The 24,491-nt window shown below is 61.1% G+C and carries 18 protein-coding genes; 13 read left to right on the forward strand and 5 right to left on the reverse strand.

The window, feature by feature from the left end; all coding sequences use genetic code 11:
• Nucleotides 1-57: 57 nt before the first annotated feature.
• From M2A_RS08370 to M2A_RS08410, 9 genes are all read left to right on the forward strand, one after another.
• Entirely contained in the window at nucleotides 58-1,680 is a 1,623-nt protein-coding gene (locus M2A_RS08370; protein WP_045445701.1) for a phytoene desaturase family protein, read from the forward strand.
• Nucleotides 1,677-3,269 carry a phytoene desaturase family protein gene (locus M2A_RS08375; protein WP_052379321.1) on the forward strand — a complete coding sequence of 531 codons (1,593 nt, stop codon included), beginning with the start codon at nucleotides 1,677-1,679 and terminating at the stop codon, nucleotides 3,267-3,269. Before M2A_RS08370 ends, M2A_RS08375 begins: the two co-directional genes overlap by 4 nt.
• A complete protein-coding gene (locus tag M2A_RS08380; RefSeq protein WP_045445704.1) occupies nucleotides 3,262-4,503 on the forward strand; it encodes an aminomethyl transferase family protein in 1,242 nt (413 codons plus the stop codon). Before M2A_RS08375 ends, M2A_RS08380 begins: the two co-directional genes overlap by 8 nt.
• Nucleotides 4,504-4,757: 254 nt before the next feature.
• Nucleotides 4,758-5,219, forward strand: coding sequence for an EF-hand domain-containing protein (locus M2A_RS08385; RefSeq protein ID WP_052379322.1), 462 nt, complete (start codon nucleotides 4,758-4,760; stop codon nucleotides 5,217-5,219).
• A 100-nt stretch (nucleotides 5,220-5,319) separates the two neighbouring features.
• On the forward strand, nucleotides 5,320-5,901 hold the full coding sequence (locus M2A_RS08390) for an RNA polymerase sigma factor (RefSeq protein WP_045445706.1): 582 nt from the start codon (nucleotides 5,320-5,322) through the stop codon (nucleotides 5,899-5,901).
• Entirely contained in the window at nucleotides 5,898-6,350 is a 453-nt protein-coding gene (locus M2A_RS17315; RefSeq protein ID WP_052379323.1) for a hypothetical protein, read from the forward strand. Before M2A_RS08390 ends, M2A_RS17315 begins: the two co-directional genes overlap by 4 nt.
• Entirely contained in the window at nucleotides 6,343-6,924 is a 582-nt protein-coding gene (locus M2A_RS08400) for a periplasmic heavy metal sensor (RefSeq protein ID WP_045445708.1), read from the forward strand. Before M2A_RS17315 ends, M2A_RS08400 begins: the two co-directional genes overlap by 8 nt.
• Before the next feature lie 24 nt (nucleotides 6,925-6,948).
• Complete coding sequence (locus M2A_RS08405; RefSeq protein WP_045445710.1) at nucleotides 6,949-8,298, forward strand: NAD(P)/FAD-dependent oxidoreductase; 1,350 nt, start codon at nucleotides 6,949-6,951, stop codon at nucleotides 8,296-8,298.
• A 107-nt stretch (nucleotides 8,299-8,405) separates the two neighbouring features.
• On the forward strand, nucleotides 8,406-9,791 hold the full coding sequence (locus M2A_RS08410; RefSeq protein WP_045445712.1) for a glutamine synthetase family protein: 1,386 nt from the start codon (nucleotides 8,406-8,408) through the stop codon (nucleotides 9,789-9,791).
• Nucleotides 9,792-9,801: 10 nt separating this feature from the next.
• Here the strand turns inward: M2A_RS08410 and M2A_RS08415 are convergent, their stop codons facing one another.
• Complete coding sequence (locus tag M2A_RS08415; RefSeq protein WP_045445714.1) at nucleotides 9,802-10,656, reverse strand: LysR family transcriptional regulator; 855 nt, start codon at nucleotides 10,654-10,656, stop codon at nucleotides 9,802-9,804.
• 165 nt (nucleotides 10,657-10,821) lie between these two features.
• On the opposite strand from M2A_RS08415, the gene M2A_RS08420 reads away from it, so the two are divergent.
• Both M2A_RS08420 and M2A_RS08425 read left to right on the forward strand, forming a co-directional pair.
• Entirely contained in the window at nucleotides 10,822-11,616 is a 795-nt protein-coding gene (locus tag M2A_RS08420; RefSeq protein ID WP_045445889.1) for an enoyl-CoA hydratase/isomerase family protein, read from the forward strand.
• 257 nt (nucleotides 11,617-11,873) lie between these two features.
• Nucleotides 11,874-13,046, forward strand: coding sequence for a PAS domain-containing sensor histidine kinase (locus M2A_RS08425; RefSeq protein ID WP_081875495.1), 1,173 nt, complete (start codon nucleotides 11,874-11,876; stop codon nucleotides 13,044-13,046).
• 63 nt (nucleotides 13,047-13,109) lie between these two features.
• Here the strand turns inward: M2A_RS08425 and M2A_RS08430 are convergent, their stop codons facing one another.
• The 4 genes from M2A_RS08430 to M2A_RS08445 all read right to left on the reverse strand — a co-directional run bounded on the left by M2A_RS08430 (nucleotide 13,110) and on the right by M2A_RS08445 (nucleotide 22,432).
• The gene (locus M2A_RS08430; RefSeq protein WP_052379325.1) at nucleotides 13,110-14,906 is read right to left on the reverse strand and encodes a PAS domain-containing sensor histidine kinase; all 1,797 of its coding nucleotides are present in this window, start codon (nucleotides 14,904-14,906) and stop codon (nucleotides 13,110-13,112) included.
• Nucleotides 14,907-15,224: 318 nt separating this feature from the next.
• Nucleotides 15,225-17,873, reverse strand: coding sequence for an aminopeptidase N (pepN, locus tag M2A_RS08435; protein ID WP_045445716.1), 2,649 nt, complete (start codon nucleotides 17,871-17,873; stop codon nucleotides 15,225-15,227).
• 192 nt (nucleotides 17,874-18,065) lie between these two features.
• Nucleotides 18,066-21,209, reverse strand: a complete 3,144-nt coding sequence (locus M2A_RS08440) for an efflux RND transporter permease subunit (RefSeq protein WP_081875497.1) — start codon at nucleotides 21,207-21,209, stop codon at nucleotides 18,066-18,068.
• Between the two features lie 17 nt (nucleotides 21,210-21,226).
• On the reverse strand, nucleotides 21,227-22,432 hold the full coding sequence (locus M2A_RS08445) for an efflux RND transporter periplasmic adaptor subunit (RefSeq protein ID WP_045445718.1): 1,206 nt from the start codon (nucleotides 22,430-22,432) through the stop codon (nucleotides 21,227-21,229).
• Between the two features lie 149 nt (nucleotides 22,433-22,581).
• Between M2A_RS08445 and M2A_RS08450 the strand changes: the two genes are divergently transcribed.
• A complete protein-coding gene (locus M2A_RS08450; protein WP_197052884.1) occupies nucleotides 22,582-23,088 on the forward strand; it encodes a MarR family winged helix-turn-helix transcriptional regulator in 507 nt (168 codons plus the stop codon).
• 265 nt (nucleotides 23,089-23,353) lie between these two features.
• Complete coding sequence (locus M2A_RS08455; protein WP_045445722.1) at nucleotides 23,354-24,478, forward strand: acyl-CoA dehydrogenase family protein; 1,125 nt, start codon at nucleotides 23,354-23,356, stop codon at nucleotides 24,476-24,478.
• The last annotated feature ends 13 nt before the right edge of the window (nucleotides 24,479-24,491 follow it).

Genomic DNA, 24,491 nt, shown 5'->3' on the forward strand with positions numbered 1-24,491 from the left:
GGGACGTGCCATCTCTGCACAAGGGTGCAGGGGCTGTCTGTTTTGGAGCTAGGCTTGATGGAACGGTATGATGTTGTCGTGATTGGGGGAGGGGTGAACGGCCTTGCAGCCGCCGCCCGTCTTGCGCAATCCGGCTTTGCCGTTCTGGTTCTCGAGCGCGGCGAGCAGCCGGAAGCCGCCGCCCTTGCCGGTGAAATCGTTCCCGGCTTCAAGGCGCCGCCTTTTTCGCTGCCGGGCGGCTATCTCGATCCCAATTTCGTTTGCGCCCTTGGTCTTGGCCGCCATGGGCTGCGCGCCTTGCGTCTGGATGGCGGTATCTCGCTTTTCGATGACGGGCGCTATGTCGCTTCCTACACGGATGCAGGCGTCATGACGCGCGAAATTCAGCGTCATAACAAGCGCGATGCGAGCGCCTGGACGCGGTTTGCGCGCGATATGCAGCGCCAGGCCCGGAGGCTTGAAAAACGCATTCTCGAAGAACAGCAGGACCCGGCACGGCGCAGCCCCGCTGCCATCCGCAAGCTGGTGCAGGATGTGCGCGCGCTGATGCTGAAACCCGCTCACGAGCTTCATGATGAAGCCCGTGTCTGGCTGCAATCCATGGAAACCTTCCTCGATGGCTATTTCCGCAGCGATCATTTGAAAGCGCATATCGCCTCTGCCGCGCTGCCCGGTCATGCGCAAGGGCCTTGCGGCCAGACGACGGCGGCGCTTCTCCCGCTTTTGTGGATCGGGGAGCGCAGCGGCGGTATGCCGGCCCGCCTCCTGCCGCAAGGGGGCTTGCCTGCGCTTACCAAAGCCATCGCCAATGCGCTGAAAGCGGCAGGCGGCGATATTCGCTTTGGGGCGGAGGTTGTGGACGTGCGTATGGAAGGGCGCAAGGCGGCAGGGGTGGTTCTTTCCGATGATACGGAAATCGCTGCGCGCTGTGTGCTGTCCGATCTCGATGTGAAGCACAGCTATCTCGGCCTTTTCAACTGGTCCTCCCTGCCCAAGCGGTATGTGGAAGAGATCGGCCATTTCCGCACCGAAGGCGTGACGGCGCAGCTCGATCTCGCCCTTTCCAGCTTCCCGGACTTTCCGGACCTGCCGCGCGGTTGCCCGGCGCTGGCGGGCGGGTTGCGCCTGCCCGGTTTCCTGGATGACATGGAATGGGGCTTTGACGATTGGCAGGACCACACACCGCCGCGCCGTCCGCTGATCGATATGACTTTCCCGAGCCTTGCCGATCCGTCCCTTGCGCCGGCCGGCAAACATCTGGCGAGCATCACGCTTCACTATGTGCCTTACGAATTGCATGACGGGTCCTGGAGCGGCGCGCGCCGGGCCGAGCTTGTGCAGCTTGTGCTGAAGAAACTTGAAACGGTGAGCCCCGGCTTCATTGAGCGGATCGAAGGGTATCGCCTTGCCTTGCCGCGCGATATCGAAGAAGAGACCGGCCACACGCATGGCGATCCTTTTGCAGGGCAAATGAATCTCGATCAGCTTTTCTTCAACCGCCCGGTGCCCGGCTTTGCGGCTTATGAAGGGCCGGTGGAGAATTTCTATCTTTGCTCGGCAAGCGCTCATCCGGGCGGCGCCGGGCTCGGCATTGCAGGCTACAACGTCGCCGAAAAACTGCTCGGCTCACTGAACGGCGGCAGCGGTCTCTTCCGCCGCGGCAAGGGAGCGGCGGCATGATGGAACATGATCTAGCCTATGATGCGATCGTGATCGGGGCAGGCCATAACGGCCTGGTCGCTGCCGCCTATCTTGCCGAGGCGGGCAAACGCGTTCTCGTTCTTGAAGCGGAAAGCGAGGTGGGCGGCGCGGCGGTGACGGCGGAAATCGCCCCGGATTATATGTCTTCAGCCGGCGCGCATTTGCTCTACGCCTGGCCGCAGCGCATCGAAAAAGATTTAAAGCTCGCCAAGCACGGCTTTGAAATGGCAAGCCGCGACATGGTGACCGTTGCGCTCGACAAGGACGGCAAGCATCTCGTGCTGCCTGCGTCCTCGCGCGCCGATATTGCCCGGCTGAAAGACCGATCGCCCCGCGATGCGGAAGCCTACGGCCCTTTCATGAAGCGCGTTCAGCGCTATGCAGGGCTTTTGCAGCCGTTGCTCGAAAAAGGCCTGCCGGTGCCGGGTGAGGGGGCGAAGCAAGCGGCAACGGACGCGCTTTCCTTCATCTGGCGGTTCGAAAAAATGGGCGAGGAAGACCGTCAGGAGCTGGGCCGCTTTCTGCCCGCCAGCATGGCGCAGGTGCTCGACCGCACGTTCGAGGACCCGCTGCTCAAAGCCGCCCTGGCGATGGATGCAACGCTCGGCCATCACATGGGGCCGAAATCGCCGGGCTCTGCTTATCAATATATTTACCGCCTGGCGCAGCAGAACATTGCCGGCGGCAAGATGGGCTATCCGGCAGGCGGCATCGGCGCGCTGCCCCAGGCGCTTGCCCGGCTGATCGGGGAAAGCGAAGGCCGTGTGCGCACGAACAGCCAAGTGCGCCACATTCTCGTTTCCGATAGCGGCGAGACGGAAGGCGTGGTGCTTACCGACGGCACGAAGTTTCATGCGCCTATCGTTCTTTCCAGCCTCGATCCGCGCCGGACTTATCTCGATCTTTTGGGGGCCGCTCACCTTGCGCCCGAACAGACCCGCCGTCTCGGCGGCTGGCGGATGCAGGGCGCCTGCGCAAAGATCAATCTTGCCCTTGAAGGCCTGCCGATCATCGAGGGGCTGGAAGAGCGCGAATATGGCGGGCGCTGGCTCATTGCACCCGACATGACGGCGATGGAACGCGCTTTCGTGGCTGCCAAACGCCATGAGCTGGCGGTGGAGCCGATTATGGAAATCGTGCTGCCATCCTATCACGATCCGCGCGCCGCCCCGCCCGGTCACCACACCATGTCCATTCTGCTGCCGCATGTGCCTTATGATCTGAACGGCGGCTGGGATGCGCGGCGCGATGAGTTCACCAAACGCGTCGTCGATGCCGTGGCCGTCTATGCGCCGGATATCAAGCTCAAGCTGATCGCGGGGGAAATTCTAACCCCGCCGGAAATCGAGCGGCGCTTCGGCGTGCCGGGTGCCGGGTGGCATCAGGGCGATATGAGCCTCGACCAGACCTTGCTCTTCCGTCCGGGCTATGGGCTCTCCCATGATGACGGACCCGTCCGGGGACTGTATTTGTGCGGCAGTGGCACGCATCCGGGCGGCGGCCTGACGGGTGAGCCTGGGCGGCTTGCCGCCGCGCATGTGTTGGAGGGGGGACGCACTCATGTCTAACATTCTCGTGCGTCCGGACTTTGAAAACGAACACCGCAACGAGGCGCTGGAAAAATATGACGCGCCGCGCGCCGATCTTTTCGAAGCCGGGCGCGATGTCCTGCCCTTCGAGATGCAGGCCGAGCCGACCTGCCTGCACAGTTTTGCCGCCATGTCCTGCCGGACCAATGAGTGGGCAAGCTGGAACGGCTATACGACGCCGCAGACCTATGTCTCGCTCGCCAGCGAGTATGAAGCATTGCACGCGCAGGCAGCGCTTGCCGACATGTCCTGGCTGACGAAATACCGCATCAGCGGCCCGCAGGCTGAAGAGTTCCTGCAAAAGCTCGTCACCCGCAATGTCACCGCCTTGCCGGTGCATGGGGCCGCGCGGGTCTTCTTCTGTGACATGGGCGGCAAGATTGTGGGCGAGGGCGTGCTCTTCCGCCTCGAGGAAGAAGACTACCGGCTGACGGTGGAAGGCAACCATCTGGACTGGCTTGACGCCACAGCGGAGGGTTTTAATTGCGCCGTGGAAGATATTTCCGGCACGCTCGGCTGCATCGCTCTTTCAGGCCCGCAAGCAGCTTCCATCGCCCGTCAGCGCTTCGGCGATGCGGTTGCCGGTCTTCCGGCAGGCCGCGCGCTTTGGGCCGAGCTCCACGCCGCGCCCGTCTATATTTCCCGCACCGGTTCGCTCGGGCAGGAAGGGTTTGAAATTTGGGTGGACGCGGAAGATGCGCCGGTCATATGGGGCTCGCTCCTGCGTCATCACAAAGAAATGCTGCGCCCGGCCGGTCTTGCCGCTTGCGAGCTGCGCCGGCTGGAGCGGGGCATTGCCCGTTTCGGACGCGATTATTTCGGCGCAGAATGCGCAGTCGATCCGGACGCTGCCCGCACGCCTTATGAATTGGGGGCAGGGGCCTGCGTCGATCTCGAGAAAGGCCCCTTCAACGGCCGCGCCGCGCTGGCCAAAGCCAAAGAGAAGGGCGCGCAATGGTCCCTCGTCGCGCTTGAGGTTTCGGGCGGCGAGCCGGCCCGTTTTGCCGCCGTTTATTGCGGCGATGACCGGGCGGGCAGCGCTACCTCTATCGGTTGGTCGCCGGTCTTGTGCGCCAATATCGCGCTTGCCACCATCCGCACCGAGACGCTGGCCGCCGATGAAGGGTTCAACGTCCATGCCGAAATTCCCGGCGAAGTGACGGTGCGCCGTGCCCGGTTGCCGGCGAAAATTGCCCGCCGGCCGCTGTTTTGAGCCGTTTTGAGGCCTGATCCGGCGCGTCTTTCAAAAAATCAAATTTTTCCGGTTTCCGGCGACGGAATCCTCTTTGCGCTCCGTTTATAGGAGAAGCGCACGGGACGGGTATGCATTCTCATTGAATCTGCATCCCTCAGCCTCCTCGATCGATCCCCTGCGCATAGTGGGCCGGCCGGCAAGCGCCTCCCCCCCTCGGCTTGCCGGCCGCGTCCTTGACGAAACGGATTGGGGTCAATGAATTGGAGAGACAAATGAAGTCTTGGATAAAAATTACCGGCGGCGCTGTGTTGAGCCTTGGTCTTGCGGCGGGCATTGCCATGGCGGACAGTCATGGCAAGCGCGGCGGTAAAATGTTCGACAAGCTCGATGCGAACAGCGATGGCAAGATCACGCAGGAAGAAGTGGCGGCTGCCAAAGAAGCGCGTTTTGCCAAGGTGGATGCGGATGGCGACGGGTTCGTCACCCAGGAGGAAATGACCGCGCATATGATGGCGCGCCATGAAGAACGCATGAAGAAGATGTTCGAACGTCAGGACGGGGATGGCGACGGCAAGCTTGCCGTCAGTGAATTCGGCGGTCACGGCGAAAAGATGTTCGAAATGATGGATGCTGATGGTGACGGCGCGGTGACGAAGGAAGAAGCCAAGGCCGCGCGCGAGAAAATGCGCGCCCATCACGGCAAGGGCCCGCATGGCCCGGGCGCTGGCGAGTAACAGCGTTTCCAAGCTAAGCTCTGCGGCGGAATATCTGCCGCAGAGTGCAGATCCCGCGCCAAGGTGAAGACCGGGACATGCCCGCTGGAGTGAGACGCGCGTGAGCGAGGAAAGCGACGAGACGCTTTTGAAACGGCTTGCCGCGGGGGAGGAACGGGCCGCTAGATTTTTGCTGGCCCGCTATCTCCCCCGTGTGCTTGCGCTTGCCCAGCGTATGCTCGGCTCGCGCAGTGAAGCGGAAGATGTGGCGCAGGAAGTGTTTTTGCGCATCTGGAAACAGGCGGCGCGTTGGCAGCCTGGCGGCGCAAGATTTTCGACTTGGGTGCACCGGGTGACGAGCAATTTATGCATCGACAGGCTGCGGGTGCGGAAGAGTGCGCCGCTGGAAGATGCCGCCCTCATTGCAGATCCGGCGCCGGGGGCGGAAAGCCGGGTGGCGGAGGCAGAGCAATCGGCAAGGGTGGCGGCCGCATTGCAATCCTTACCCGAGCGCCAGCGTCTCGCTCTCATCCTGGTGCATTATCAGGAACTGGGAAACCGGGAGACGGCGGAAATCATGGACTGCACCGTCGAGGCGGTGGAAGCGCTTTTGACCCGGGCACGCAAGGGGCTGAAGGATTTATTGCTGAAGGACGCGGCTTTCGATGCGCCGGTGAAAGCAGTAAGCGGAGAGAGACAATGAGTGCAGCGGGCTTGGATGAACAACGCTTGTCAGAGCTTCTGGCAGCTTATGGCGCAGATGCGGCGCGCTGGCCGGAAGAAGAGGCCGGGGCGCTGGCGGGACACCCGGACCTTAAGTCAAAGATCGCCAAAGAACGCGCGCTCGATGAGATGCTGAACGCGTTCAAGGTGGAGGCGCCGGATGCGGCATTGAGCGCGCGGATTTTGGCGGCCCGTCCTGGGCGGGAAATGCGGCACGGCACGGGGGTCTGGCGCGCGCTTATGAGCGCGCTCTGGCCGGAAGGGCCGGTATGGGTGCCGATGGGCACATGCGCCGCCGCGCTGCTTTTCGGTCTTTACATCGGCGCGTCGGGCGCGCTGACGGCCATGTCGTCGGACCCGCAGACGGAAACCGCGCTTTTGTCGCTCGCCATGGCCGATAGTGTTTTGGAGGAGAACTGGGATGAGTGACCCGCAGGAAAATGGTGCCAGGAAAAAGAGCGGCGGGCCGCGCACGCTGCTGCTTGTGTCATTGGCGCTCAACCTGTTTCTGGCCGGCGCCATTGCCGCGAGCCTTCTCACCGGTGCGGCCTGGCGCCATTTCCGCCCGGGCGAGCCGCCCGCCTTTCACGGGCCTTTGGGCGGTCTGATCGCAAGCGCGGGTACGCAGGAAGATAAAGCTGCGTTCCGGGAAATGCGGCGCATCATGCGCGAGAATTTCCGCGATGCCCGGCCAATGATCAAGGAGCTGCGCGCCGCGCGCAAGGAAGCGGCACGCCAGATCAAGGCCGAGCCTTATGACGCCGAGGCGGTGGAAGCGGCAATGATGAAGATTCATGAGGTGATGGGCCGTTTGTCCCTGACGACCCAGAAAGGCATTGCCGCCGCGCTTGCCGATGCCTCGCCGCAGGTGCGCGAGAAATTCGCCGAGCATTTGATGCGGCCCCGCCACGGCCGCCGCCATCATGGCCCCCCATCTGCAAAGCCGGAGCGCGCCGGAAATGTTGAAGAGCCAGAAGAAACCGCGCCGGATATGATCCCCTGATCGCACATTAAACCGGGGGGACGGATGAGGTTCGGCGCCGCTTCGCTTTATCATGAGGATATGTATGACCCGGCCGTGCCGGTAGGCAGCCTTTGGGAAGAAACCGCGGAACCCTTCGAGGGCGGCGCGCCTTTCGAGGGGCCGCAGAGCTGCGACACGGCGATTATCGGCGGCGGCTATACCGGTCTTTCGGCGGCTTATCACCTTGCCAAGGATTACGGGGTCGATGTTTGTCTCCTGGAAGCGGGGCCGCTGGGCTGGGGCGCATCGGGGCGCAATGGCGGGTTCTGCGCGCCTTACCCAAGCAGCCTCGGTCTTGAGACATTGCTCTCCCGTTATGGTGCCGAAGAAGCGCGCCGCTTTATGAAGACGCAGGAAGAAGCGATCGACCTTGTCCGCGCGCTGGCGAAAGACGAGGCCTTCGATATCGAGGCGCAAGGAGAGGGCGTCTGGCACATCGCCCATGATGCCCGCCGCTTTGCCGGTCTTCAAAAAGAAGCAGACCTGCTGCGCGAGGCGTTCGGCCAGAAGGCGGAGGTAGCGGGCCGGGAGGAAGTTGCCGAGCGCGTTTATGACTCCACCGAACAATTTGGCGGCATGTGGTGGGGGACGGGCTTCGGCCTCCACCCCATGCGCTTTGCCCGCGGTCTTGGCCGTGCGGCGGCGCGCGCGGGCGCCCGTCTTCACGGCCAGTCCAAAGTGCTTTCCTGGGCAAAGCGGGAAGGCTGGCATGAGCTTGAAACGGCGGGGGGCATCTTGCGCGCGAAAAACGTCATCGTGGCAACGAACGGGTTTACGCGTGAGACGTTCGACCGGCGTTTTGCCGGGCGGGTTTTGCCCATCATTTCCAACATCATCGCAACGCGCCCTTTGACCGCCGCCGAGCGCGCCGCTCAAAACTGGCTGACCGAAGACCCATGCACGAATACGCGCCGCCTGCTTTTCTATTACCGTCTGCTCCCCGACGGACGCTTCATTTTCGGCGGGCGGGGCGATATGAGCGGCACGGCGGAAGACGGCGCGCGCATGAAAGCCTTTCTTACCCGCCGTCTCGGTGAGGTGTTTCCCGCCTGGGCCGAGGTGCCGGTGACACATTTCTGGCGCGGCCTCGTCTGCATGACCCGCGATCAGACCCCCGCCATCGGGCGGTTGAAGGACGATCCGAGTGTGTTTTACGGGCTCGGTTATCACGGCGACGGCGTTGCCGCGGCCCCCTGGACGGGCCGCTTTTTGGCCCGGCTTCTTACGGGCGCGGCAAGTGAGAACGATCTGCCCGCCCCCATGCGTGGGCCCCTTTCCCCCTTTCCGCTGCCCGGGCTCCGGCGCTGGTATTTGCGCGGGGCCCTTGTTTATTATTTTATGACAGATATATAGCCGACCGCTCTTTTTTATCGCCGCAGCGCTGGTAGGACAGGGGGCAGGACGGCTAGTATTTTGTGGCATTTAAATGAAAGCGGAGGCCGGAAATTCCGGATCGAAGAATGAGTGGCAGAACCAAACCCGCTGAGAACGGCATTGCAACTCTGGCGGATTGGAAAGCTTTTCTGGCCGAAAAGGGCCCGGTCGACTATCTGGATGCGGTTTTCGTGGATATTTGCGGGACCATACGCGGCAAGCGCTTTCCCGTCAGCGAGGCCGAGAAGGTTTTTACCTCCGGCATTCAGATGCCCCGTTCGATCTATTTTCTCGATGTGACGGGCGTGAATGAGGATATTCACGGCATGGGCTTTTCCGATGGCGATCCGGACAGTTTAAGCTGGCCGGTCAAGGGAACGCTGCAGCTCGTGCCTTGGGCCGACCAGCCCCATGCCCAGGTTTTCATGACCATGTTCGAGGAAGACGGCGCGCCTTGCGAGCTTGAACCGCGCAATGTTCTCAAGCGCGTCCTTGCCCGGTTCGAGGAAAAAGGCTGGCAGCCTGTCGTGGCCGCCGAGTTCGAATTCTATCTGCTGGACCCGCAGCCTGGCGAGGAAGGCGAGCCTCAGGCGCCGATCAACCCGGAAACGGGCGAGCGCGAATATGGCAACGAGCTATATGGCATCACCGAGCTCGATGGTTTTTCCGCGCTTTTAAAAGATATCGACGAATTCGCCATCGAGCAGAACGTGCCCGCGACGGCGGCAACCGCCGAATTCGCGCCCGGTCAATACGAGATCAATCTGCGCCATGAGGCCGATGTGCTGGCGGCTGCCGACCATGCCGTGATGCTGCGCCATCTGATTGCCGCTGCCGCGCGCAAACATGGCTTCCGCGCCAGTTTCATGGCCAAACCTTTCGCCGATCAAACTGGTAATGGCTGCCATATGCATGTCAGCCTGCTGGATAGGGACGGGCGCAACATCTTCGACAATGGCGGTCCGGAGGGAAGCCAGGAGCTGCTTCATGCCATTGGCGGATTGCAGACTTTGCTCGATCAGTCCATGGCGATCTTCGCACCGAACCTCAATGCTTATCGCCGCTTTGCGCCCAATCTTTTCGTGCCGGTCAACGCGGCCTGGGGCTATAACAACCGCTCCGTCGCCTTCCGTGTGCCGGCAAGCGAGCCGGAGGCGCGGCGCATCGAGCACCGGGTGGCCGGGGCGGATATCAATCCTTATCTTGCGCTTGCCGCCATTCTGGCCGGTATTTTTCACGGCATCGAAAATAAGCTCGAACCGGGCGAGCCGGCGGAAGGCAACGCCTGCGAGCTGATGGACGATGACATTCCCTTCTATGTGCCAAGCGCCTTAAAGCGGATGCGCAATTCAGCCGTGCTGCGCGACTATTTCTCCGATGCCTATGTCGATGTTTATACGGAAGTGAAGCTGCGCGAATACGAGAAATTCCACAGCCACATCTCCACGCTCGAATATGAATGGTATTTGTGAGGCGTCCGGCCTAGCTTTTTCTGGGTGGCTTGACCGGGGTGCAAAAATCATAGCCGCGAAGTAGCCGCAGAAGACTGTCATAAACCTTCGTGCGCGGGTCCTGTTTTTTGCCGATCCTTTTGCGTAGAACCATGATGTCCGAGACGACATGGCGGCCGGCCATCGTGAGTTCCCAGCCCTTTTCCCGGCCGATAAAGGCGGGCAGCACTGTCGTTCCGCCCTGGCTTTCCATGATGTTGACGGCGGCGGTAACGGAATCGCATTGCAGAACCGGCTTGCCCGTCGGCAAATTTGCATCCGCCCAGCGCCCGACCGGTGTCCCGGCCATCCGCCCCACATAGCGGATGGTTTGCTCCGTTCCCGGGGCCTTGAAAATCGCAAAGGCAAACCGTCCCGCCGGACGCCCGATCAAGGGCTCCGTTCCCCGCGTGCCCATGCGCACCGCCACATCCGCATCGCCGTAACGCGGGTCGATCAGTTCGAAATCGGTGCGGATGTCGAGATCGATATCGCCTTCGGGCCCTTGCATCTCTTTCAGGCGCGGCGGCATCCAGAACGTGGCAAGACTTTCGATCGTGTTGACGCGCACAAGCGCCCGGCGCTTGTCGCCCGTAAAACGCAGCCGCAAAAGGGAATCTTCCAGCGAGGTGGCCGGGCTTTCAAGTTGATGAGCGACCTCTTCGCCGAACTCGGTCAGCTTGTAGCCGCCCCGCTCGCGGGTGAAAAGTTCCCGTCCGAGCTGCCTTTCAAGCTCTGCGATTTTACGTGAAACGGTTGCCGGGCTAACCCCCAGCGCATCCGCCGCCGGACCGAGCTGCGGTCTGGTCGTGACGGCGCGGAAAAAACGAACGAGATCCCAATCCATAGGCACACCACTGAATATTGGCCGGAAAACCTAGAACATAGGGAGCGCGTGACCAATGGGAAAAACCAAAAATGGTTCGATCGTTGCAATTTTGTTTGATGACCCGAACCCCCCGTTCGATAGCATCCGGCAGGAGGAATGAGGAAAAGCGGGGAGGCGCGCGCGATGGGAAATATGGTCACCTTCGAACGGGAAGGCGATGTCGGGGTGCTGATGCTCAATGACGCCCCGCTCAATTTGTTCGGCGAGGAATTGATGGCGGATTTGGCCCGCGCGGTAGACGAGGCCTTGGCCTCCGGTTGCCGCGCCGCCGTCGTCTGCGCGGCGGGCCCGCATTTTTCCGGCGGCGCCAATGTCGCGATCTTTCAGGGCCGCAGCGCGCAAAGCGCCAAGGAAATGTTTGCTGCCTATTTGCCGGTCATCCACAAGATGGAAGAGGCGCCGTTTCCCTTTGTCGCGGCGGTTCAAGGGCTGTGTCTGGCAGCCGGGCTCGAGCTTGCGCTTGCCTGCGACATGATTTTCGCCGCGCAAAGCGCGCGCTTCTCCCAGGTGGAAGCGTTGATCGGCGCGACGACTTTTCTGGGCGGCGCGCAGCGTCTCGCCAATCGCTGCGGCGACGCCCGGGCACGGGAAGTCGTTTACACGGCAGACATCTACGATGCGGCGACATTCGAGCGCTGGAACATCGTCAACCGCATCGTGCCCGACGAAATTCTCTTTGCCGAAACGCTGGCCTTTGCTCGCTCCCTTGCGGAAGGTCCGGCACGGGCCCATGCGGTGACCAAGAAAATGCTGCACCGGTTCTGCGACGCAGGGCTTCGGGCCGCCGATGAAGTGGTTCTGTCCGACAGCGTTGCCCTGTTCGAGACGGAGGACATGCAAGGCGGCGTCGCCCGCATTCTGGAAAAGGGTGGGGCGAAGCGGGCCCGGTATGGCAAGAAGCAGTTCGCGGGCCGGTAAGGGGGCGCCGGGACGGCGCCTTGGAAAAAATGATGGATTTCCGGAAAATATAGATTACCCTTTCATGATGGTTATGGGCGTCTGGGTGGTCCGCTCGCCAATTTCCATGAGCTAGACAAGACGATATGACGGCAGTCTGTGGGCTGACGTTCCAAATCCGTCCGTTGCCGGCGCATATCCGCCGGTAACGCAGGGCGGTAATCCAGGGTATGTCCGTTTGCATGACGGATGCCGCTCTCTTGGGGAGGTGAGGTGAATTGCTCTTATCCTCGTTGGATAGCGCGAGCCAATCGGATCTTCTCAAAGCTGTTCTCAACACGGCGGTGGACGGTATTATCGCCATCGACCGGCGCGGCCGGATTTGTCTCTTCAACAAGGCAAGCGAATTGCTTTTCGGTTACAAGGCCGAGGAAGTTTTTGGTCAGAACGTTCATATCCTGATGCCGGAACCGTACCGGACACAGCACGATTCCTATATCGCGAATTATCAGGCCACCGGCGAGGAAAAGATCATCGGTATCGGCCGGGAGGTCGAGGGGCGGCGGAAAGACGGATCGATCTTTCCCATGTATCTCTCGGTTGGCGAGGTGACGGACAGGGCCGAGCTTGCTTATGTGGGCATCGTGCGGGATATAACGGCGCAGCGGCAAAACTTCAGGGCGCTGGAAGATGCGTGCGTGCGCGCGGAAATCGCCAATCAAGCCAAATCCGAGTTTCTTTCCCGCATGTCCCATGAATTGCGCACACCGCTGAATGCCGTTCTCGGCTTTGCGCAGATATTGGAACTGTCCGAACCTGGCGTGCTTTCTCCCGAAAAGGAAAAAGAATATTTCGAGGCCATCATCTCTTCCGGCAATCATCTTCTCGGCTTGATCGAGGATGTTTTGGATCTGGCTAAAATAGAGCACGGGAAGGTGGAAATATCGATCAGGCCAGTGGATTTGCTGCGTACCGTGCGCCAATCGATCACCATGGTGCAGCCCGCTCTCGCCCGGTACCGCATCTCGGTCGTGGATGACGCGCTTTCCCATGCGCCCATGCCGCTGGTAAATGCGGACGAGGTGCGGCTGCGGCAATGCGTGATGAACTTGCTCAGCAACGGCGCCAAGTACAACAAGCCCGGCGGGAAAATTTTCATCAAATGTGAAGTTACCTCTCAGGGCCGCGCGCGGCTGATCATCGAGGACACCGGAATCGGGATTCCCCGGGAGCGTTTGGGCGAACTTTTCAAACCCTTCACGCGCGTCAGCCGGCGCGAGGAAGTGGAGGGGAGCGGCATCGGTCTTGCGATCACCCGGCAATTCGTCGAGCAGATGGACGGCAATATCTCTGTGGTGAGCAAGGAAGGGGTAGGCAGCCGCTTTGCGCTGGAGCTGCCCTTGGCGGCGGGTGTTGAATCCTTTGCCGTCCACAACAACAAGCGCAGATAAAGAAAGCCGCCCCCTGCCGGAGCAGGAAGGCGGCTGTTCTCCGCGCTAAGACTGCCGCTTGACTTAGTGCAGAGCGTCCCTTGGAAGGGTAAAAGACACGGTTGTGCCGATCCCTTCTTCACTTTCAATGGTCAATGTGCCGCCATGCATTTCCACGAGCGAGCGTGAAAGAGCAAGGCCGAGCCCGGTCCCGTTGTGCTTTTTCGACAGCTGGTTTTCGACTTGCTCGAAAGGGCGGCCGAGCTTGCTGAGCGCATTGGGAGGAATGCCGATGCCGGTATCCTTTACGCTGACTTGCAAATTGCCCCGTTCGTCTTCCCCGGCATAAACCGTGACATCGCCGCCGGCGGACGTGAACTTGACGGCGTTGGAGAGCAGGTTGAGCAGAACCTGCTTGATGGCGCGTTTGTCGACCCAGACAGGTTTCTGCGCGCCGACGTCATTGTGCAATTTAACATCCGCGATATCCGCCCGGCCCGATACCAAGCGCAAGGATTCCTCGACCAGCTCCTTGATATCGACATGCTCTTGTTCGAGCGTCATGCGCCCCGCTTCGATCTTCGACATATCCAGAATGTCGTTGATCACATCGAGCAAATGCTGGCCGCTGGCTTTGATGTCGCTGGCATATTCTTCGTATTTCTTCGCGCCGAGCGGGCCGAAGAGCTGGGCTTCCATCATTTCAGAAAAGCCGATCACGGCATTGAGCGGTGTTCTAAGCTCGTGGCTCATATTGGCCAGGAATTCGGATTTGGAGCGGTTGGCGCCTTCCGCGCGGGTTTTCTCGACGGCATATTTTTCCGCAAGCTCGACGAGTTGGCGTGCCTGATCCTGCAGTTTGTGGCGCGACTGTTCGAGGTCCATCACCGTTTTGCGCAGCTCGGCCTGATTGCGGGTCAGTTCCGCTTCCTGGTTCTTGATCGCGGTGATGTCCGTGCCGACACTCACTTGCCCGCCATCTTTCGTCTGGTGCTGGCTGATCTGCAGCCAGCGCCCGTCATCCAGGCGGATTTCCCGGATGCCGTTTTCATCCGAATTGATGATCCAGGAATTGGGCATGCCCGTTGCGTCCAGCACTTCATCGAGCCGGGTACCGGGCGCGACGGCCGTTTCATCCAGATTCAAAAGCTCGCGGAACTTGCTGTTGCAGATGACGAGCTGGTCTTGGGCATCCACCAGTACAAAGGCCTCGCCCGTGCTTTCGATCGCATCGCGCAAGCGCTCGGTCGCCTGGCGCTCGCGCGCTTCGGCGAGTTTCTGTTCGGTAATGTCGATGGTCAGGCCAACAAGCCGCTCGCCCATGGAGCGTCCGTCGCTCCAGACCTGGCCCTTGGCATTGAGCCATATCCAGGTGCCGTCCACGTGCTGCAGGCGGAAGGTGACATCGTAAGAGCGCGCGGCCCTTTTGGGCGCGGCCAGCATTTCGTCGAGCGCGGGCATATCGTCCGGATGGATCATCTCGCGGATTTCGGCGACCGACAGGCGCCGGGAGGGCGGGCGGCGGCCCAGCATGTCGAACATGGCCGAAGACCAGAAAACTCTGTTTTCCTGCAGGTTCCAGTCCCAGATGCCGCAGCGCGCGCCGGCAAAGGCCATATCGAAGCGGCGCTGATTTTCAAGAACCTGCGCTTCGGCGGCAACCTTGCGTTCGATGAGGCGCAGCATGGCGAAGCCGAGCACGAGGCAGGCAATGCTGGCGCCTAGCGCGGCGACCATGGGCCGCGTCATGCCTTCCTGCCAGATCAGCGCGCCGTTCAACGCCAAAAGCGAGATGCCGGCAAGGGCGAGGGTAAGTTTGTATGTCCAGCGGAACAGCTTGCGGCTGCTTTTTCCCGCTTCGGCTTGCGATATCAGCGTCATGTCGGCCGATCCCAGTCTTGCGCCCAATGCCGCTCCCATATTGGTGCGGCCAACATTAGACCCCCAATCCACCATGCCAACCATTCCCCATCCTAGGTTTAGCCAGACCTGCTAACGTTTCGTTAACCGAATCACTTTGGGATGATTCGGCTTGGGAGTCGCCGTGTCCAGTAGGCGCGGGGAGTTTGCCTGAATTTACAGGCCGAAAGCGTCAAACCGATGCATTTTTGACTCACTCTCGTGCCGGAAGGGGACATTTCCGGCAAGAAGTGGGAATTAAAACCGCCGTTCGGGCTCGGAAAATCAGGCTCTTGCGTCTTACCCCAGCGTCTTTGTCGCGATTTCGTAAACGTCACGGGACAGTTCCGCCTGCGAGACGATGCGCTCCAGCGTCTCGCGCATATGCGCCTGCCGGACGGGCTCGAATTGCCGCCAGGACTTGAAGGCGCCAAGTAGCCGCGCGGCCACTTGCGGGTTGATCTTGTCGAGCGCCAGCACCTGCTCGGCCACGAAGCGGTAGCCTTCGCCGCCGCTCTCATGAAAGCGCAGCTGGTTTGCGGTGGCGAAGGAGCCGATCAGCGCGCGCACCTTGTTCGGATTGCGCAGCGAGAAGGCCGGATGCGCCATCAGCTCGCGCACGCGCGAAAGCGTGCCCGGCAAGGGCGAGGTGGCCTGCAAGGCAAACCACTTGTCCATTACCAGATGGTCGTCCTTCCAGCGGTCATGGAAGGCACGGAGCGCTTCTTCGCGCTCGGGGCAGTCCGTATGCGCAAGGACGCCGAGCGCGGCCATGCTGTCGGTCATATTGTCCGCCGTATCGAACTGGTTTTTGGCCAGCGCGATGGCATCTGCCCGGCCCGTCGCTGCCATATAGCCAAGACAGGTATTGCGAAGAGAGCGTTTGCCGGCCGCTTCCGCGTCTGGCGAATAAGTGCCGGGCGTCTCGTTCTCATTATAGGCGCGTTCGAATTCGGCATAGAGCTGTTCGGCAAGCGAAGCGCGGAAAGCTTCGCGGGCGCTATGGATCGCTTCCACATCCACGTCCTGACCGATGGCCTGCGCCAATGTCTGTTCGGCGGGCAGAACGATCATTTGCGCGACGAATTCCGGCTCGAGCCCCGGATCGTTCAATATCTTCCGGACAATCCCGGCAAAGCCGGTGCCCGCACGCGGTATTTTGCCGTTGCTGAGCGCTGCAATGTTCCCGGTCAAGATCATTGACGCGTATTTCTGCGCCGCTTCCCAGCGGTTGAAGGGGTCGCTGTCATGGGCCATGAGGAAGGCCCATTCGCGCTCTCCCAAATTGCTTGAAAGTTTTACCGGCGCCGTAAACCCGCGCAGCAGCGAGGGCACGGGTTTGGCGGTCACGTTTTTGAAGCGGAATGTCTGTTCCCGTTTCGTCAAGCTGATGACATGGGCTCCGCTTGCCGCTGCCGTGCCACCTATGGGCGAAAGCGGCAGGTCCGCGCCATCCTCGCCTAAAAGCCCGATCTCAATGGGAATATGCAGCGGCTCTTTGTGCGGCTGGCCGGGCGTCGGGGGGCAGACTTGCGAAAGCTGCAGCACGTATTCCTGCTGCGCGCCGTCCCATTTGCCCGATGCCATGACTTCCGGCGTGCCGGCCTGGTGGTACCAGCGTTTGAACTGGGAAAGATCGACACCGCTGCCATCCGACAGCGCTTCGAGAAAATCTTCCACCGTCGCCGCGCGTCCGTCATGGCGGGTGAAATAAAGGTCCATGCCTTTGCGGAATTTTTCCGCCCCGAGCAGCGTATAGATCATCCGCACGAGCTCGGCGCCTTTTTCATAGACGGTCGCGGTATAGAAATTGTTGATCTCGATGTAAGCATCGGGCCGCACGGGATGGGCAAGCGGCCCGCCATCTTCCGGGAACTGATGCGTGCGCAGCATGCGCACGTCGGCAATGCGTTTGACGGCGCGTGAGCGCATATCCGCGGTAAATTCCTGATCGCGAAAAACCGTCAACCCTTCTTTCAGGCACAGCTGAAACCAGTCGCGGCAGGTAATGCGGTTGCCGGTCCAGTTGTGGAAATATTCATGGGCGACGATCGCCTCGATATTGGCGAAATCTAAATCCGTCGCCGTGTCGGGCCGGGCGAGAATATATTTGTCGTTAAAGATATTCAGGCCCTTGTTTTCCATCGCGCCCATATTGAAAGCACTGACGGCGACGATCATGAAAATATCGAGATCGTATTCACGCCCGAAGACTTTCTCGTCCCAGGCCATGGCGCGCTTCAACGCATCCATCGCATAGGCGCAGCGGTCTTCGTTGCCGGGCTCCACATAGATGCGCAGATCGACTTCGCGCCCCGAGGCGGTGGTGAAAGCATCGCGCACGCAGCCAAGATCGCCCGCCACCAGCGCAAAAAGATAGGAAGGTTTGGGGTAGGGATCGTGCCATTCGGCAAAATGCCGCCCGTCTTCCAGCACCCCGCTCTCCACGCAATTGCCATTGGCCAGCAGCACGGGAGCCAGCGCCTTTTCGGCGGTGATGCGCGTGCGGTAAACCGCCATGACGTCCGGCCGGTCGAGCATATAGGTGATGCGCCGAAACCCTTCCGCCTCGCACTGGGTACAGAAGATGCCGCCGGCAAGATAAAGCCCCGTCAATGCGGTATTGGCCGCCGGGTTGCAGCGCGAGACCGTGGTCAGCGTGAAGGCGCCTGCCGGCACCTCCATAATGGTCAGCCCGCTCTCATCTTCCTGATAGCGGTTGGGGCCCAGCTTTTCCCCGTTCAGGTGAACTTCCAGCAGCTCCAGCCCTTCCCCGTCGAGCCGCAGACTGTCCTTGCCCGGCCGGCTTGCATTGGGGCGCACGGCAAGCGTCGAGCGTACCTGCGCCGTCTCAGGCGCAAGGTCTACGTCGAGATGCACCTCATCGATCCAGAAATCGGGTTCGCTATAATCTTTCAGCGCGATGGGGCGGGGGTCTTCGGTTCTCATGCGGTACTCGGTGCTTCTGGCGCTGCCGGGGGCGGGCCGGGATGGGGGCCAAACGGCCAAGGCCGATGCTTCTAGCACCGGCCTCTGGCGAAATTTAGGCAATGTCCGGAATATGTCTAGCCTTGCGGGTGAAACTTCACCAGGAAGTGTCGGGCGGACTTGTTGCGGCTGCGAGGCTGCAATCCATAAGGGTTAGTCCGCCGGTCCCTGGGAGCCGCGCCAAATGCCCGCTTTTCCGCCAAGTGCCGCGGCTTTCCGGCCCAATGATTTGAAGAAGCCGGGCGTGTCGGCCATCAGCGTGTACGCGACGGGTACAACCACCAATGTTAGGAAGGTGGAAGAAATAAGCCCGCCAATAACGAGAATACCCATGGCGTTCCGGAACTCCGCCCCCTGGCTGGTGGAAAGGGCGACGGGAATCATCCCGCAAATCGTGGAGAAAGCGGTCATGAGCACGGGGCGCAGGCGCACGGGCCCTGCATGCAGCATTGCCTCGCGGGCCGGGCGGCCTTCCTCGCGCAAGGTGTTGGCATAATCGACGAGCAAAATGCCGTTCTTCATCACAAGGCCCATCAGCGCCAGCATACCGATCTGCGCGAACATCGTCAGCGTCTCGCCGGAAATCGCCAGCGCAAAGAATGCGCCGACGAAAGAGAGCGGGGCGGTGAGCATGATGATCGCCGGCTGGGCGAAGCTGTTGAACTGGCTCGCCAGGATCATATAGAGCGCGGTGAGCGCCAGAAGGAACGCAAAGCTGATCGCCTGCTGGTTCTCCTTCATGCGTTTGGCTTTGCCTTCGGCCGACCAGACATAACCTGGCCCAAGTTCGGCCTCACGCAAAATCTGTTCAAGGCGTGCGGTTGCCTCGCCCAGCGCCACGCCTTCCGGCGTGTTGGCCAGAAGCGCAATGCGGCGGGAGCGGTTCTGCCGGTCGATCTGCGCTGGGCCGCTATCGATGCGGAACTTCGCCATATTGGCGATATCGACAAGTTTCCCGTCCGAGCCGCGCACTTGAATAAGCTCCAGCCGGTCGAGATCGTTGCGCTGATCTTCTTCGAGCCGCACCCGCACATCATAACGTGAGCCATATTCTTCATAGGTCACGACATCCGTGCCGCCGACGAGCGAGCGCACCGTCTCGGCCAGGTTGCGCACCGAAACGCCAAGATCCGCCGCCCGGCGCCGGTCGACGGAAACCTGCACTTCCGGTTTGCCTGTCTCGAAGGAGGTTTTGATATCGGTAAAGAGGCCCGTCTCCTCCATCCGCGCGGTGATCACATCTGTCTTTGCTTCAAGCACGGCAAGGTCCGGTCCGCGCAAAGAATAAGTGAGCTCGAAGGAAGAAAAACCGCCGCCGGAAATCCAGGGCACATCCGAAACGCTCACATGCTTCGCCTCGGGCGCTGCCTGCAGCATGGCCGCGCGGGCCGCACCCATAACGGCGATCGCGCCCTCGTCGCGGTCGGCTTTCGGGGTGAGGCCGATATAGAATTCGGCTTCGTTGACGCGCTGCTGCGTGCCCGAGCCGATCGTATAGAAGACGGTCGTGACATGCTCGGTGCCCGACAGAGCCTGGGCAACGCGGCTCGCCACTTGCCGGGTTTGCTCGATCCCGGCGCCGAAGGGAAGCTCCACTTTCGCAAGGAACTCGCTTCTGTCGGCTTTCGTATCGAAAGCGGTGGGAATGGTGCTTGCCGCCATCTGCCCCAGAATGACAGCGCCGAAGGCCAGCAGCATGACCAGCCAGCGAAAACGCAGCGCCAGATGCAGGAGGTTTTCATAGGCCCGCTCCAGCGAGCGGTAGGCATCTTCGAAAATCCGTGCAAGCCAACTCATCTCATCGCGGTCCACCGTCCCTTTATTGAGGAAGCGGGCGCAGAGCGTCGGTGTGAGCGTCAGCGAGACAAGGAGCGAAACCATGACCGAGAAGGTGATCGCCAGCCCGTATTGAAAGAAGAACCGGCCCACCACACCGCTCATGAAGGCGATGGGCACGAAGACCGCGCAGATCGACAAAGTGCCTGCCAGCACCGCCGCGCCCACTTCCCGCACGCCCAGCGAGGCGGCTTCCATAGGCCCGTAGCCTTCATCGAGCTTGCGGTAAATTGCCTCCAGCACGACGATCGCATCATCCACCAGAAGACCGACAGCGACCGAAAGCGCCATCAATGTCATGAGGTTGATCGTGAAATCCATGACGTAGAAGGCGAAGAAAGTGGAGATCAGCGCCGTCGGCATGGCAATGGCGACGATAATCGTGGCGCGCAGATTGAGCAGAAAGGCGAGCGTCACCAGCACCACGAGAATAATACCGAGAATGATGTCGTCGAAAACGTCATTGGCGGCGCTTTCGATGAAGAGCGAGGTATCGCGCGCCGCGATGATGCGCATGCCGGGCGGGGCAAGCTCTTCCAGATGGGTCAGCTCGGCGCGGATCGCGCGGGCAACTTCCACGGCATTGCGGCCCGACTGGCGGCGGATTTCGAGCGAGACACCGGGCTTGCCGTCGAGCTCGGCATAGGAGCGGAAATCTTCCATCCCGTCCTCCACCCGCGCCACATCGCGGATGCGGGTGGGCGCGCCGTCCTGGCGGAAGGCAATGACGATATCGCCGAACTCCTTCACGCTGCCGACTTCGCCCTTGGTCTTGACCGAAAATTCGGTTTGCAGGCCCGCTGTCTCCAGCCGCCCGCCGGGAATTTCCGCATGTTCGCGCCGCAGCGCGGTGATGAGGTCATCCGCCGTCACGCCGAAAGCGCGCAGCTTCACCGCATCGAGCCAGATGCGCACTTCCCGGTCGCGCCCGCCGACAAGTTTGATGGAGCCGACGCCGGGCACGCGCTGCAGCTGCTCCTTCACCGTCTTATCGGCAAACTGGGTAAGCTGACGGATCGGCATATCGCCCGCGATCATCACGGACATGATGGGCTGCGCGTCGGGGTCGATTTTCTGGACGATGGACTGGCGGGTATCGACCGGCATGTCGGGGCGGGCGAGCGCCACTTTGTCGCGCACATCTTGCGCTTTCACGTCGACATCTTCATCGAGCCCGAATTCGATCACCACCTGGCTTTGGCCTTCGGAGCTCGTGGAAGAAAGATTCTCGATGCCCGAAATCGTGTTGACCTGTTCCTCGACCGGGTCGCTCACTTCCGATTCGATCGTGTCGGGGCTTGCGCCCTCAAGCTCCGTATTGATCGAGACAACGGGAAACTCGACACGCGGAAAAAGATCGACACCGAGCCGCCCGAGGGAAATCCAGCCCAAGGTGACAAGCGCGGCAATGATCATGACCGCGAAAACCGGGCGGCGGATGGAAAGATCGGAAATCCACATGGCTTGTTCCTATCCGCTTAGCGCGTGCCGGTTTGGGTAGGGGTGAGCATGGCCGCCGTTTCCGGTGCCGTCTCGCCCGAATTGCTTTCTTCGATGCGGATGGCGAGCCCGTCGATCAGCGTGCCGAGCATGGGGCCGGTCAGCACCTTGTCGCCGGCTTCCAGCCCGCGCAGAATTTCGACGCTGGCCGCATCGAGCTGCACCGCCTCGACAGGCTGGCGCCGCGCGCGCCCTTGATCGGGCACGAAGACATAGCGCGCGCCTTCAATGCCCAGCAGCGCGGAGCGGTCCATCACCAGTGCCTTGCGCGGGGGAGGATAAAATTCAGCCCGGGTGAAAAGCCCCGTCTTGATCTTGTAATCCTCGTTCTTCAGGCCGACGCGTACTTCGATGGAACGGGTGGTGTGGTCCACCTTGTCGTTGAGGATGTGAATCTCACTGTCGTAAACCTCGTCCACCCCGTCGATATAGACTTTGGCGGGCGTGCCGAGCGCGAGTTTTGAAAGATGGACGGCGGGCACATTGACGATGGCGCCGACAATATCGATTTTCTGAATTTGCACGACACCCGATGGGCCGCCCATGCCGCCCCCGCGCGTCGCCATGAATTTGCCTTCGTAAATATCCTGCTGTGTGATCACCCCGTCGAAGGGCGCGCGCACGGTCGCGTCTTTCAGGCGCTGGCGGGCTTGCTCCAATTGCGCATTGGCGACGCCATATTGCGCGCTGGCCACATCATAAGCGGCCTGTACCTTGTCGAGCTGGCCGATCGACACAACGCCCTTGCTGCGCAGCTCCTTGATGCGTTTGAACTCGCGTTCGGCATTGCGCATTTCAGCGCGCGCCAGCTTGACGCGGCTTTCCAGCTCTTTCACCTGCAATTCGAAATCGATGGCGCGGGTCTTGAAGAGCGCATCGCCTTCCTTCACCCGGTCGCCGACCCGGACATAAACCTCGTCGATAATGCCATCGACCTGCGGGCCCATATCCGTGGTTTTTTGCGCGGCGATCGTGCCCGTCCCGGTGATGGGCTGGACGAGTTCGCGTTCCTCGATTTGCGTTGTGAAAACTGGCACGGCGGCCCGTTCCGCTTTCGGCGCTTCTTCGGCCTCTCCGCAGGCGGCGGTAAACGCCAGCGCCAGAAGAGCGGCGGCGCGCGGCGCGATGCCCGAATACCGATTGCCCGCGTAAGAACAGGAGAAAAAGGGACGGCGTGCCTGCATGATCCTCACCCGCTTTCGCCTCATGAAAAGTGTGAGGCGTTATTTTGTTTCCTGAATTATAGTATACATGGTTACAATCTCACAAGCGTTCTGACGCAAGGGAAGTAAAGAGGTCCGGGGCAGGCCGGCCGCAAGCGATGGATCAGGGGATGAGTGTTCCGCAGGCAGAAGGCATGAAAGCCGCGCAAATGCAGCCGGGCGACGAGTTTGAGTTCGAGCGCACCTTCGGCTGGCTGATGCATGATGCCAACAGGCTGCTCCTGCGCGTCTGGGAGCGGCGGCTCAGGGGAGCCGGCATCGCGCTTTCACTCACCCAGGTGCGTGTCCTTGCCAGCCTCATCCGCAAGGACGGGCGCACCCAGACGGAGCTTGCGCTGGCGGTGGGCCTCGAGCGCGCGCCGCTCGGGCGCATTATCGACAAGATGGAAGGGGCAGGCTGGCTCACGCGGCAGGCCGATCCTGAGGACCGGCGCGTCTGGCGGGTTTATCTCACAAAAAGGATCGATGAGATCAGGCCGGTTCTGGCGGCCTGCGCGCGCGATATGTTTCAGCAGGCTTTCAAGGGTGTGTCGCCGCAGGAAGCCGACCAGCTCTTGACGGTTTTGTCCAAACTGAAGGCGAATCTGTCCACGGAAGAGGACGAAAACAGCCTCTGAGCCCCTATGGGCCGGAAAAATCGCAAAATTCTTGCAAGGCTCTCTCAGCCGGACGCTGCGTCAAAAGCCCGAAGCCATGCGGAATCGCCCATTCGGCCCTTTTCGGGCCTTTTCCCGCCGCTAAATTGAGGGAAAAATGGCGTCACTTGATCCTGCGGCCTCAAGGGATGGCCACGGATACCGATGCACCAGGCAACAATGAACCGGATAACGGTTGGTATGCATCCGCGCGGGTCCCGCGTGTCGATGCCGAACGGGAGGCACTATGAATTTCGATTTCTCCGATGACCAGAAAATGCTCAAGGAGCAGGTCAGCAAATTTCTTTCCGACAAATGTGGCTACGACGTCGTGCGCCGCGTTCTGGAGTCGGACGAGCTTTATGCCGAAGATGTCTGGAAAGGCCTGGTGGAAATGGGCCTGACGGGCACCGCCATTCCGGAAGAATATGGCGGGCTCGGCCTTGGCGCGCTGGAACTGTGTGTGGTGGCCGAAGAACTGGGCCGTGTGGCTGCGCCCGTTCCTTTCTCTTCTTCCGTCTTCCTGGCGACCGAGGCCATTAAGCTGGCCGGCAGCGAAGCGCAGAAACAGAAATACCTGCCCAAGCTCGCCGCCGGGGAGATCATCGGCACGCTCGCCATGGCCGAAGGCACGAACGCGCCGAGCCCGCGCACCGTCAAAGCCAGCCTGAAAGGCGGCAAGCTCACCGGTACGAAAATGCCGGTGCCGGACGGGGAGATCGCGGATATCGCCGTCGTGCTCGTCAATACGGGCGGCTCGGGCGACAAGGCGCTCTCGCTCGCCATTGTGGAGCTGAACGGTTCGGGCATCTCCAAAGAGCAGCTGAAAACCATCGACCCGACGCGCGGCCACGCCGCCCTGAAATTTGATGGCGCCGCCGCCGAGCTCATGGGCGCGGAAGGCGAGGGCTGGGACCTTGTGCGCCGCGTTCTCGATGGCGCTGCCGTCTGGACCGCCTTCGAACAGGTGGGCGGCGCGGAAACCGCCATGTGGATGGCCCGCGATTACGCGCTCGAGCGCTATGCGTTCGGCCGCCAGATCGGCTCTTACCAGGCGATCAAGCACAAGCTGGCCGATATGTATGTGAAGATCGAGCTCGCCCGTTCCAACAGCTATTACGGGGCGATGATGCTCAACGACAATGGCGCCGAGCTCATCGAAGCTGCCGCCGCTGCCCGCATCTCCGCGACGCAGGCCTATATTTATGCCGCTCAAGAAAACATCCAGACCCATGGCGGCATTGGTTACACCTGGGAAGCCAATACCCAGTTCTTCTATCGCCGGGCCAAGCTTTTGGCTCTCTCCCTCGGGTCGCAGCTTTACTGGCGCGAACGGTTGGTCACCCAGCTCGAAGCGCGCAACGCCGCTTAACGAGCAGCCGTAA

Source organism: Tepidicaulis marinus (genome assembly GCF_000739695.1).
GTDB classification, from domain to species: domain Bacteria; phylum Pseudomonadota; class Alphaproteobacteria; order Parvibaculales; family Parvibaculaceae; genus Tepidicaulis; species Tepidicaulis marinus.